8 protein-coding genes, 3 tRNA genes and 2 rRNA genes are annotated in these 12,830 nt (G+C 44.8%); all 13 read right to left on the reverse strand.

The window, feature by feature from the left end; translation table 11 throughout:
- Positions 1–19 precede the first annotated feature (19 nt).
- Positions 20–1,183, reverse strand: coding sequence for an iron-containing alcohol dehydrogenase (locus OCV99_RS07125; RefSeq protein ID WP_158369407.1), 1,164 nt, complete (start codon positions 1,181–1,183; stop codon positions 20–22).
- Positions 1,184–1,259: 76 nt separating this feature from the next.
- Positions 1,260–1,330: transfer RNA gene (locus OCV99_RS07130), tRNA-Cys, on the reverse strand.
- 45 nt (positions 1,331–1,375) lie between these two features.
- Positions 1,376–1,447: transfer RNA gene (locus tag OCV99_RS07135), tRNA-Glu, on the reverse strand.
- Positions 1,448–1,551: 104 nt separating this feature from the next.
- Positions 1,552–3,003: a TIGR02452 family protein gene (locus OCV99_RS07140; protein WP_262575120.1), complete on the reverse strand. Its 1,452-nt coding sequence runs from the start codon at positions 3,001–3,003 to the stop codon at positions 1,552–1,554.
- A gap of 14 nt (positions 3,004–3,017) precedes the next feature.
- A complete protein-coding gene (locus OCV99_RS07145) occupies positions 3,018–4,130 on the reverse strand; it encodes a DUF3810 domain-containing protein (RefSeq protein ID WP_158369409.1) in 1,113 nt (370 codons plus the stop codon).
- Positions 4,131–4,222: 92 nt separating this feature from the next.
- Positions 4,223–5,140 (reverse strand): TDT family transporter, encoded by a 918-nt coding sequence (locus OCV99_RS07150; RefSeq protein WP_158369410.1) that lies wholly within the window; start codon positions 5,138–5,140, stop codon positions 4,223–4,225.
- Positions 5,141–5,158: 18 nt separating this feature from the next.
- The gene (locus tag OCV99_RS07155) at positions 5,159–5,650 is read right to left on the reverse strand and encodes a C-GCAxxG-C-C family protein (RefSeq protein WP_158369411.1); all 492 of its coding nucleotides are present in this window, start codon (positions 5,648–5,650) and stop codon (positions 5,159–5,161) included.
- Positions 5,651–5,856: 206 nt separating this feature from the next.
- Positions 5,857–6,771, reverse strand: coding sequence for a LysR family transcriptional regulator (locus OCV99_RS07160; protein WP_158369412.1), 915 nt, complete (start codon positions 6,769–6,771; stop codon positions 5,857–5,859).
- A 30-nt stretch (positions 6,772–6,801) separates the two neighbouring features.
- Positions 6,802–7,917: a 5-methyltetrahydropteroyltriglutamate--homocysteine S-methyltransferase gene (locus OCV99_RS07165; protein ID WP_158369413.1), complete on the reverse strand. Its 1,116-nt coding sequence runs from the start codon at positions 7,915–7,917 to the stop codon at positions 6,802–6,804.
- Positions 7,918–8,057: 140 nt separating this feature from the next.
- Complete coding sequence (locus OCV99_RS07170; RefSeq protein ID WP_158369414.1) at positions 8,058–8,963, reverse strand: LysR family transcriptional regulator; 906 nt, start codon at positions 8,961–8,963, stop codon at positions 8,058–8,060.
- Between the two features lie 95 nt (positions 8,964–9,058).
- A tRNA-Asn gene (locus OCV99_RS07175) sits at positions 9,059–9,130 on the reverse strand.
- A 116-nt stretch (positions 9,131–9,246) separates the two neighbouring features.
- Positions 9,247–12,068, reverse strand: a 23S ribosomal RNA gene (locus tag OCV99_RS07180).
- Positions 12,069–12,743: 675 nt separating this feature from the next.
- A 5S ribosomal RNA gene (gene rrf / locus OCV99_RS18480) occupies positions 12,744–12,830 on the reverse strand; the annotation flags it as partial.

The raw sequence follows: 12,830 nt of genomic DNA on the forward strand, positions 1-12,830 counted from the left end.
CTCTCCTTACACACTTTCTTTACAGAGATGCTTTCAAAATATCTAAAATATCACTTTCAAAAAGCGGCGCATAAGCGTTCTCCAACCCTTCATTAACCGCAACGTGATGCGCCATCTCCGAAAGCCTGCTCTCGTCGATTCCAACTTCTCTAAGATGCATTGGGATTCCAATGCTTTCAAAAAAACGATAAGTTTCTTCAATTGCTTTGTCCGCAATCTCATATTGTCCAAGACTGCTGTCAATACCAAAGACATTTACGCCGTACTTCACAAATCGCCCTACCGTCCTGTCGTTTAAAATATGTTTCATCCATCTCGGCGTAATAATCGCCAGCCCCTCCCCATGCGTAATGTCATAATAAGCGCTCAACGCATGTTCGATACCATGGCAAGGCCAGCCGGAAGCACTGTTTCCAAGAGACAGTATCCCATTACACCCATAGGTACAGCAAAGCATCATCTCTGCCCTTGCCGTATAATCCTCCGGATTCTCCAGACATTTCTTCGCATTTACCATCAGGCTTTTCAGCATAGATTCACAAAAACCGTCATTTAAAAGCGTCGTATCTTCCGTAAAATACTGTTCCATCACATGATTCATGGCATCCGCACAGCCTGCCGCAGTCTGTTTTTTTGACACAGAAAAAGTATAGACCGGATCAAGAATGGAGCATACAGGGAACAAAAGCTCATCCATATATCCGATTTTGTCGTTCGTCTCTGTACGAGAAATAACGCCGCCGCAGTCATACTCACTTCCGGTAGCTGCCAGCGTCAGAATATCCACAATAGGAAGCGCCGCCTGCGCCTTAACCTTATAAGAAATTAAATCCCACGGATCCCCGTCATATTTTGCACCTGCAGCGATTGCTTTAGAACAATCAAGTACACTCCCTCCGCCAACAGCAAGAATCGCCTCAATCTCATTCTCCTTACAAAGGCGGACCCCTTCCAGAACACTTGGATTGTACTTTGGATTCGGCTGAATGTCTGCAAGCTCGTAAATTTCAAACTCTTTAAGAAGTTCCTTTACCTTATCATAAAGTCCCAGCTTCTTAATACTGCCGCCTCCATAAGTGAGCAGAATCTTCTGTCCAAGCGGTTTCATTACCTCAGGCAGAGCCGAAATAACCCCTTTGCCAAAAATTAATCTCGTAGGTGTCTGATAATCAAAATTCTGCATAGTATATGCCTCCTTCATTTCGTTCTTGTATCGCAAAAAAAGCCTCAAAAACCATTCGGTTTCCAGGCTTTGTTAAAGGCGCCAACCAGATTTGAACTGGTGATAGAGGTGTTGCAGACCTTTGCCTTACCACTTGGCTATGGCGCCTAGTTATGAGCACTTAGCGTCTGTCCTTTAGACGCTTACGTGCGATGACTCCACCGGGAATCGAACCCGGGTTACCGCCGTGAAAGGGCGATGTCTTAACCGCTTGACCATGGAGCCAGAGTATAACATTCAGTCACGCTTCTCAAGCAGTGACCGAATATTATATTATCACAATCCCCACCTTTTTGCAAGTATTTTTTCACCTTTTTTATACCACTTTTTTACAACAATTCCGTCCGTGCCATCTCTGCCAGCATACGCATTCCATCTGCATTGGGATGCGTCCCATCAACAGAATCATACGGCAAATGGAACTTGGCAAAGTCTATCAGCCCGCATCTATACCGCTCCGCCTTTTTTCTAATTATCTCATTAAATATCCCTATATCCGTTCCTCCATATGCACGTGGAAATTTAAACGCCGGATTCGCAGACATCTTTGTCTCACAAAGTGTACAGCACCAGATTTCACTCTTTGCATAATTTGCTCTCAATTTTTGCAGCATCAGATTATAAGCGGCTTCAAACTCTTCCGGATCTGCCCCGAAAGCCCAGTCATTCGTTCCCAGATACACAAGAATGACATCCGGATTGACATTATTCGTATGAAGCCCTCCCGTCCTCTCATCACTACAGCCGGAAGGAAACAACCCTCTCTGTCCGGGAACCTTTGTTACCCGGCTTCCGGACCAGGAATTATTTACCAGCAATTCTCCGTCTAACGCATGGATTACTTTACCCCACCAGGTATTTTCTATTCTGCTTACTCCTGTTCTTTGGCAGGTCTGCCCTTCATGAAAAACACGATAGCCATGCGGGTTATAGCCCTCCAACGTACTGATGGAATCTCCCAGAATAGAGAATTTCTTTTTAAAACACCAATTAAAAGCCCTGATATTGGGACACATCCCAGTCTGATTACCTTTTACCGTACTCTTAATGGCAAATACAATCATTTTAAATATGGTGTGATATTCATATTCCTGTATCACCTCATAGAACGCCCTTGCGACAATATCCGGCGGATTCTTAAATGCTCCACATCCAAACGCTCCCAGAATAAGTACTTCCACATCATTGTCAATAGCAGCCTCGAAAATATTTTTCACTCTGTTCCTGAAAACCCTTTTCAGTTCCTCTTCTCCTATGCGCAGATTGGCTGTGTACGGAGCAGCGCAGGTAATCACATCAACCGCGAACCACTTTTCCCTGTCCATCATCTGCGGAAGGGCATCATCGGTTTTAAAAACCGTGACATTACTTGTATAGATTAACCTGTCTGTAGAAAGGTAATCATTCCGGCGTCTGTGGTAACCATAGTAATCTTCAAACACATTGGCATCCGTAAGGCAGGGATACAGGTTACTGCTGCGGCACAGGCATTCTTCCTGCGCCATCGCTCCATTTACGACTCCGCCACCCGGATTTACGGGATTCGCAAAATTTAAAACAGCCGTTTTCCCGAAGCTTTTATACTTTGCCGCTGCCGCAAAGGTGGTGTTCTCTTCCACTATAATCTTTGTTCTATTACAAAATTTTACTTCTTCAGCCTCAAAGACTTCTCTGTAAACCCTGTTTGATTTTCTGGCCCTCTCTGTTGCATCACGCAGCATTGTTCCGTTCGATATTCTCTGTGTATCCTGAAAACAGGAAATTAACTCGTCTCTCTTCATATACATCCTCCTTGCTATCCTTCCCTATAATACGCCACCAGAAGATCCACCATCCTGTTATAGCTTTTCACGCCATCCGCCTGCCCATTTGCCTTGAGATAGTTGTCATTTACCATATCCGCCACTTCTGCTACCTTTCCTTTATATTTTGCCCAGAAATCACTGTTCGCCCGCAAATCAGCTTCTGCCGAACCGGATAATCCGGCGCGCACTTCCCGCCAGCCTTCTATATCTGCATCCCGCAGGACATTCATACACTGAATCCATCCCAGCATGCTTCCGCTGTACTGAAATGCCGTGTCATCAGATTCCATGCAGGCAAGCCAGGCAATAAAGTTCGCCTCTTCTTCCTGCATAAAGCCTCTGAGATGGGACAGTTCATGGCAAATCGTAAAAGGAATGTTATAATCCGTCATATCACTATTATAATTGGCTTCTACGGTAAATGGTGAATAAACTCCCGTCAGATTCTGAATCGACAGGATTTCCGACTGAAGCAGTCCTTTCGGCTCCGGATAATATCCGGACAGTTCCGGGTAAATCTTACCTAATGCTTCCATCGCCCGGACGGCCTCTTCCTTTTCACTGCCATCCAGCCGCATAATACCATTGCCGTCTCTCTCCACCAGTTCTGCCCGTGCATTCACATCTTCTGTCAGCCGCTCACAGACCTCTTTCAATTCATTTACCGTATAGGTATCCGTAACCAGCCCTATACTCTCCGAAAAAGACTGACGGTAGTAATTAATCCCGCAATTCAAGGCATATAGCAGAAACAGTATGGATGCTGTTAAAAAAATCCGTGACAATAAACGAACTGCCTCTTTACGTCCCCATTTCTTTCTTAGCAACTGAATTACCAAACGAACCAGACAGACCGCAAAGAGTAAGACAAGAAAATATAACCCTATTTCTGACACGGAAAAGGGAACCCAGCCAAACACCCTCCCCACACTCCCTACAATTATAGGATAAATATGCGTGGTATACCACTGTGCCATTCCTTCCACATTTGCTGTGGCATAAAGCAAACAAAAAGCAGATGCGAAAAGAATAATTCCTGTGACAACCCTCCGCATACTGCTCTGTTTTTCATTCCGATATCTCTGCTTCTCTTTTGTCTTCATATCCGTTTCTGCCCCAAATCTTCTCCATATTTACCGTTATTATAATATGAAGAAGATTTTCATACAAGTAGTACCGGACAGAATCATTTTCCTTATTTTCCCCCGAAAATAAATCCCATAAACCTGATAAAGGTATACACTACCAATACAACTGCTATAATTGTTTCTATCAACACAACTGTTTGCAGCCAGGGTAAGGGCTGTCCCATATTGGCGCAGCATGCCATCGTCTGCTTCGCTGCAACTGCACTGATAGCAAATGGGAAGGTAAATGACGCGTAACTTGGGTAAAATTTAAGCTGCAGGCACTTTACTGCCTGAACCAGCGAAAATATGTAAAGCACGGACGCTACAGCAAACATGGCAAGTAAAAAGCTTCTTGACTTTGGCGTCACTGACTGCACATAGCCCGCAATACAAAGGCTCATGGGAGCCGCATAAATACAAATCAATGGCTTTGCCGGTTCCGGCACTTCTCTGCATTTTACATACCTGGTCGTTACCAACACCAGGAGAATCACTAATGTAACCAGCCCAAACCAGAACGCGGCCGTCCCGATTCCTGTCTGATTATACGCCGGCGCCGTAACCGCAGCCACAGCAATTCCCACATATACAATGTAATAACTCGCAAACACCTTCGGCAGCTTCAGATTTACAATAAATTTTGCGGTAAACCAGATAATCAGCACAATATGCAGTGCAATCGCTGCAATCCAGATAACAAAGGCCGCTGTTCCGATAAATGGCTTAACATATGTGCTAAGCAGCATCAATGCCATAGGAAATGTTCCCGCCACACTTGCCATAATCGGATTTTTTAAATCCTCCTTAATCATCTGCGGAAACATAATCAATTTTAAAAGTATCAATAATAGAAGGAATGCTGCAGCAATTCCACAAACATAACGCACGCCCTCTGAATAGCTCTGCAGCAGATTGCCCAGGGTCGCAAGGCCTAACATAACCCCACAAAGTGGTATCGGTACTTTTTTAATCTTATCTCTCATTTTTTCACTCCTGTCACTCTATGCTTCCTGCTCGTCCAAATTCGTAAGCCCCAGCTCACGCACAACAATTTCTGCCACTTTTCCTGCACAAAGTCCTGTGAAATAGATGCACTGCTCTTTGTGTTCACCCTTTCCCATATCAAATTCCTTTGTCAGGACACGGCAACAGACAGAATTCTTTTTATTTGCTACCTTAAACCAGCTATGCAGTTCGTTTACCAGCTCCATACATTTTACAACCTTCGGATCCTTCGGTCCATTCTGTTCCGTACGCCCGAAAAACAGCCCCAAAGCAAGAATTCCTCCATTTAAAGCTCCGCACATACAACCGGAGCGGCCTGCGCCCACCGCCATACCGGAAGACATTGCGATAACTTCCTTCGGCACATCCAATTCAAAATTATCCCTGACAGAAGCCATAACTGCCTCACAGCAGAAATATCCGCCGCGATAGTACTCTTCGGCATCCTTCGCTATTTTTTTTACACTAACTTCCTGTTTCACATTCATTGTTATTTCCTCCTTCATCTGAAATGAATTCTTTTCTCCATTTTAACAGCGAAAAACACTTTTTTCTTATTTTCATTTTGAATAATCATATTATCTATTTCTATATATGGAATATACACACAAAAAAATGCCGGGATTTTCTCTTCAGCTTTGTATAAAAAGTAGAATTTCCGACATTTTATCAACTTTCTGTTTTTTATTTTCAACTATCTCGTGATGGCTCCTTCTTTTATCATATCCAACCATTCTTTCACATGCCGCTGAAACAGTTCTACACCATTCCCCGGTGTATCTCCCTTTCGCGTGAGCATACAGATTTTCCATTCGTACGCTCCATCAGAAAATGGAATCAGAACCGTTCCATCTCCTTCCCGACGCATGTCATCCGAAATAAAATCTACAGTCACAGAGATTCCCTTATTTTCCTTAACCATTTTGTGGCACAGGCTGAACCCGCTGGTCTCAAACACAATATTAGGCTCAAAACCAGCCTTCCTGCATCGATTTACAATCTGATCATAGATTTTAAATTCTCTGCTCTCTATATACATAGGCTCCCCTTCCAGGTCTCCAATGGATACTTCTTTTCTCCTGCTTAGCGGATGCTTCTCATTAACTAGCAATTTTATAGGAAACGACCCTAATACGGACACATCATACAATTCCTCACTGCAGTCCGCCAATGAAAATGCTACATTCCCTTCCCCTGCCTGAAACCAGCGCTCCGCCTGCTTGTCCGGACATTCCCGATAATGAAATTCAATTTCCGGATATTTTTTCTTAAAATCCACGATACACTCCGGCGTCACATGACGCAGGATTCCATAAGCAGATATAAGGTCAACCACGCCTTTTTCTTTCTGTTTAATATGCGTAATCTCCAGACGCATTTTTTTATATTCTTGCTCCATCAGCTCTGCATATTCGCGGAAATGCTTTCCACATTCCGAAAGTTCCATTCCATTTCCGGTTCTCAAGAACAATTCACAGTCACATTCCTTTTCCAGATTCTTGATAACTTTACTGATTCCCTGCGGCGTCATATATAAAAGCCGGGAAGCTTTCGTTAAATTCCCTTCCTCCGCCACCGTATTAAAAACATTAAAATCCTTAATATTCATTCTTATCCTCTTTATCGTAAAATGCAGTAATTATCCCCATACTTTTTCCGCAATTTCCTTTACCAATGTAAGTTTGGCCCACTGTTCTTCTTCTGTCAGGAGATTGCCTTCTTCTGTAGACGCAAATCCACACTGCGGACTAAGAGCAAGTTGTTCCAAAGGAACATACTTTTCTGCTTCATGGATACGAGCGATAACCTCGTCTTTGTCTTCAAGTTCCGGACTTTTAGAAGTAATCAACCCAAGCACAACCTTCTGGTTTTTGATAAAGCGCAAAGGCTCAAATCCGCCGGCTCTTTCACTGTCATATTCAAGAAAAAATCCATCCACATTGCATCCGCCGAACAGTGTCTCTGCAATCGGTTCATAGCCGCCGGACGTAAACCAGGTGGATCGAAAATTCCCCCGGCAAATATGCATAGTGATGACCATGTCTTCCGGTTTTGCTTCCAATGCTTTGTTTATCATCTTTACATATTTTTCTGCCAAAAGATTTAAATCAATTCCACGGGCGGCATAGGCTTCACGCTTTTCAGCAGAGCAAAATTCTCCCCATGAAGTATCATCGAATTGAAGATATCGGCAGCCCGCATGATAAAATGCACGAATTGCTTTTTGATATGCCGCCGCAATATCATTCAACAAATCATCCTCATTTACATACCGTGCAATCGGTTCATAATTTTCTGCTCTTACACAGCAGATCAAATGCAGCATAGACGGGGATGGGATACATTGTTTTGCCGTCACATCACCCGCAATCTCTTTCAAAAACCGGAAATGTTCTAAAAACGGATGATCCAACGGAAAATCAATCTTGTCTACAATTTTCAATGTCTGGCTCTTGGGCTGATGTCCTTCAAAAGCAATAGAAAAATGTTCCACCTCTACTTTTTCCACGCCCGACAGTTCCCAAAGGAAATCCAGATGCCAGAATGCCCGACGGTATTCCCCATCTGTTACAGCCTGCAAGCCAACTGCCTTCTCCTTCTCAACCAGCGAACAGATACTCTCTTCTTCAACTTTCTTTAATGCATCTGCAGATAAATTCCCTGACGCATACTGCTCTCTTGCCTGTTTCAACTCCTCCTTACGCAAAAAACTTCCTACAATATCATATCGAAACGGTGCTCGTACTTTGCTCATAATTTTTCTTCTCTCCTATTCACATTTTATTTTACTGCTTAAGCATATCCTTATTTATAAAATATGTAAAATACTAAAAATCTGCGATTCGCCATAGCTTCAATCTATGGCAAATCGCAGTATTTTTACCTTTCTTCTTTTTAAAGCCCCTGTGTATGCCGTTTTAGCGATTCAATATATAAATTTGCGAACCGCCCGGGCAGAATTTTGTTATGTGTAATATAGCCGATCTCCATATAATCATCTACCAGCAGCGGAACAGCTACAATGTTTTTTCCATTTAATTCCTCGCTGATAACGCCACTGCAGATGGTATAGCCATTTAACCCAATTAATAAATTGAACAATGTCGCACGGTCACACACCACAATTTCCTTTTTGCATTCCAGTGTACTCAAAATTTCTTCTGAAAAATAAAATGAATTATGCTCCCCTTGTTCATAGGAAAGTCGAGGATATGGCGCAAGATCATCTAATGAAATTGCAATCTTATTTGCAAGCGGACTGGCGGAACTGACAAAAACATGCGGTTTTGCTATAAATAATGGTTGAAATTTCAAATCATTAGCCCGGATTGTTTTCCGGAGAATTGTTTCATTAAATTTATTAAGATACAGTAAACCTACCTCGCTGCGAAGTCTCGCTACATCCTCAATAATATCATAGGTCTGTGTCTCCCGCAGACGAAATTCATATTCTTCTCCACCGTATTGCCGCAGCAATTCCACAAACGCCTCCACTGCAAAAGAATAATGCTGCGTAGATACACAAAATTGATGCTTGCCGGAAGACTTTCCAGAATATTTTTCTTTAATCAGATTCGTCTGCTCGATTACCTGACGTGCATATCCTAAAAATTCCTCTCCCTCAACGGAAAGTATGACCCCTTTATTGGTTCGATTAAAGATTGTAATTCCTAACTCGGATTCCAATTCTTTAATTGCCGATGTCAAACTTGGTTGAGCAATATATAATTCTTTTGCGGCCTCACTAATTGTTCCTTTTGAAGCTACTGTAACAATATATTTTAATTGTTGTAATGTCATAGGTTTCTCTCCAAGTCAGGGCTTTGATTTCTGTAATGAATTTCCTGTTATATAAAAAAACCTGTAAACATCAATGTTTACAAGCTTTTCTTAAACTCCCCGAGTTGGGCTCGAACCAACAACCCCACGGTTAACAGCCGTGTGCTCTACCATTGAGCTATCGAGGATTATCACTATTTAATTATAGCCCTTTACAACCGTAATTGCAAGGACTTTTTCATGTACCTTCAAAACTGCATATAAGAAATACTTTTCAATCCATCTTTTTCCTATCCACCTTGCTTTGGTTATGCCCTCGACCGATTAGTAACAGTCAGCTCCACATGTTACCATGCTTCCACCTCTGCCCTATCTACCTCGTCGTCTTCAAGGGGTCTTACTACTTTACGTAGGGATATCTCATCTTGAGGGGGGCTTCACGCTTAGATGCCTTCAGCGTTTATCCCTTCCCGGCTTGGCTACTCTGCCATGCTCCTGGCGGAACAACAGATTCACCAGCGGCCGGTCCATCCCGGTCCTCTCGTACTAAGGACAGCTCCTCTCAAATATCCTACGCCCACGCCGGATAGGGACCGAACTGTCTCACGACGTTCTGAACCCAGCTCGCGTACCGCTTTAATGGGCGAACAGCCCAACCCTTGGGACCTACTTCAGCCCCAGGATGCGATGAGCCGACATCGAGGTGCCAAACCACTCCGTCGATGTGAACTCTTGGGAGTGATAAGCCTGTTATCCCCAGGGTAGCTTTTATCCGTTGAGCGATGGCAATCCCACTTTATACCACCGGATCACTAAGTCCTACTTTCGTACCTGCTCCACCCGTCGGTGTCGCAGTCAAGCTCCCTTCTGCCTTTGCACTCTCCGAATGGTTTCCAACCATTCTGAGGGAACCTTTGAGCGCCTCCGATACCCTTTCGGAGGCGACCGCCCCAGTCAAACTCCCCACCTGACATTGTCCCCCAGCCGGTTCACGGCTGCTGGTTAGAAACCCAATACTGCAAGAGTGGTATCCCAACAGCGGCTCCATGAAGACTGGCGTCTCCATTTCTTAGCCTCCCACCTATCCTGTACATGCAATATCGAATCCCAGTATCAAGCTGGAGTAAAGCTCCATGGGGTCTTTCCGTCCTGGCGCAGGTAACCAGCATCTTCACTGGTATTTCAATTTCACCGGGTGCATTGTTGAGACAGTGCCCAAATCATTACGCCTTTCGTGCGGGTCGGAACTTACCCGACAAGGAATTTCGCTACCTTAGGACCGTTATAGTTACGGCCGCCGTTTACTGGGGCTTAAGTTCAAAGCTTCGCCTTGCGGCTAACCTCTCCCCTTAACCTTCCAGCACCGGGCAGGCGTCAGCCCATATACTTCACCTTTCGGTTTTGCATAGACCTGTGTTTTTGCTAAACAGTTGCTTGGGCCTATTCTCTGCGGCCAGCTCTCACTGGCACTCCTTCTCCCGAAGTTACGGAGTCATTTTGCCGAGTTCCTTAACAATGCTTCTCCCGTCGGCCTTAGGATTCTCTCCTCATCCACCTGTGTCGGTTTACGGTACGGGCACGTATATAACAATAGCGGCTTTTCTTGGCAGTTAGCTCACACTCTTCNCGCTTGCCCCGGGCTTTCCATTCCCGGTTGTGCTCTCTCACTGCGTCCCCACAGTTCTGTATATACGTGGTACAGGAATTTCAACCTGTTGTCCATCGACTACGTCTTTCGACCTCGCCTTAGGCCCCGACTTACCCAGAGCAGATCAGCTTTACTCTGGAAACCTTAGATATTCGGCCGGAAGGATTCCCACCTTCCTCTCGCTACTCATTCCGGCATTCTCTCTTCCATACAGTCCACAGCTCCTTATCGGTACTGCTTCTTCCCGTATGCAATGCTCCTCTACCAATCATGTTCTGATTCCTGAGCTTCGGTAGTGTGTTTCAGCCCCGGACATTTTCGGCGCAGGACCTCTCGACCAGTGAGCTATTACGCACTCTTTTAATGTATGGCTGCTTCTAAGCCAACATCCTGGTTGTCTTTGAAATCCCACATCCTTTTCCACTTAACACACATTTTGGGACCTTAGCTGCAGGTCTGGGCTCTTTCCCTTTCGACTGCCCAACTTATCTCGTGCAGTCTGACTCCCATAAATCATCTACGCGGCATTCGGAGTTTGATATTCTTCGGTAAGCTTTGACGCCCCCTAGGAAATTCAGTGCTCTACCTCCGCAAGACTTTTATGAGGCTAGCCCTAAAGCTATTTCGAGGAGAACCAGCTATCTCCGGGTTCGATTGGAATTTCTCCCCTATCCACACCTCATCCCCACCCTTTTCAACGGATGTGGGTTCGGCCCTCCATTGCCTTTTACGGCAGCTTCAGCCTGGACATGGATAGGTCACCCGGTTTCGGGTCTGCTCCGTCTGACTTCTCGCCCTATTAAGACTTGGTTTCCCTTCGGCTCCACACCTTTCGTGCTTAACCTCGCCAGCCAGCGCAACTCGCCGGACCGTTCTACAAAAAGTACGCGGTTGAACCTATAAAGTTCTTCCACAGCTTGTAAACACAGGGTTTCAGGTTCTCTTTCACTCCCCTCCCGGGGTCCTTTTCACCTTTCCTTCACAGTACTATGCGCTATCGGTCACTAAGGAGTATTTAGCCTTACGGGGTGGTCCCCGCTCTTTCCCACAAGGTTTCTCGTGTCTCGTGGTACTCTGGATCCCGCCATGTCAACTCGTCTTTCGCTTACGGGGCTTTCACCCTCTCTGGCTGGCTTTCCCAAAACCATTCTGCTAAACTTGTTGAATCACTTCCGCGGTCCGAACCCCGGGATGCTCGCATCCCGGTTTGGGCTCTTCCCATTTCGCTCGCCGCTACTTTGGGAATCGATGTTTCTTTCTCTTCCTCCGGCTACTTAGATGTTTCAGTTCACCGGGTTCCCTTCCATACGTTATGGATTGGCGTATGGATGACTGAGGTTTCCTCAGCCGGGTTTCCCCATTCAGAGATCTCCGGATCGTTGGATATTTGCTCCTCCCCGAAGCTTTTCGCAGCTTATCACGTCTTTCATCGGCTCTTAGTGCCAAGGCATCCACCCTGCGCTCTTTCTAGCATAACCAACAGATACAGGGAACGGGTTGTCCCCATATCGACACATGCATAGCGTTGCATGCGTTGGTAATAGGTTTGTTTTTTCTATTCGTTTTCTCGAATCTCAGTTAAATGTCTGTAAATAACATTTACCTCGGATGTCTTGATTTGATTAACTGTTCAGCCAAGCACAGATGAATCATGTGTCTGTACAAGCTTGCTTGTATTCAGACATTTGATGAAATCTGTATTTGGCGCTCAGCCACATCGAGATGAAGACCTTTGGTCGTAATCGAGATGGTCGGCTGAACAGTTATCATTTAGATATTTCTTATATGCGGTTTTCAAGGTACATTGCAAAACAAATATTTTTTGCAGCGGATGCTTGCATCTGTCTGCCTGAAAATATTTTGTTTTATAGCGTGNTAGTTCTTGAGGTGCAATGTAAGACACTTGACTGATGTTTATCAGTCATTAGAAATCTGAATCTCCTTCAAACCTCTAATCACTGGTAAACCTAAAACCAGCGTAGTATCATAACAGCACTGCCCTGCTGATTGGGTTGGCGGCGATAAGTTGTTGCTCATCTTTGCCTGTATCTATTCCTGAAGACTCCGCACGACCCTTTCGTGCGTTAGTCGGCTGGCGCTTCAGATTCATGATTCTGAAGCTTCCTTCTGACTTCTGTCTCTCTTCTTTCTTAACCTGGCGGCCACCTGCTCTCCCACACCGTCTCCAGTGCAGTACCATCGGCCGCTTGGGTCTTAACCATCGTGTTCGGGATGGGTAC

Source organism: Dorea acetigenes (assembly GCF_025567385.1).
Taxonomy (GTDB): domain Bacteria; phylum Bacillota; class Clostridia; order Lachnospirales; family Lachnospiraceae; genus Claveliimonas; species Claveliimonas acetigenes.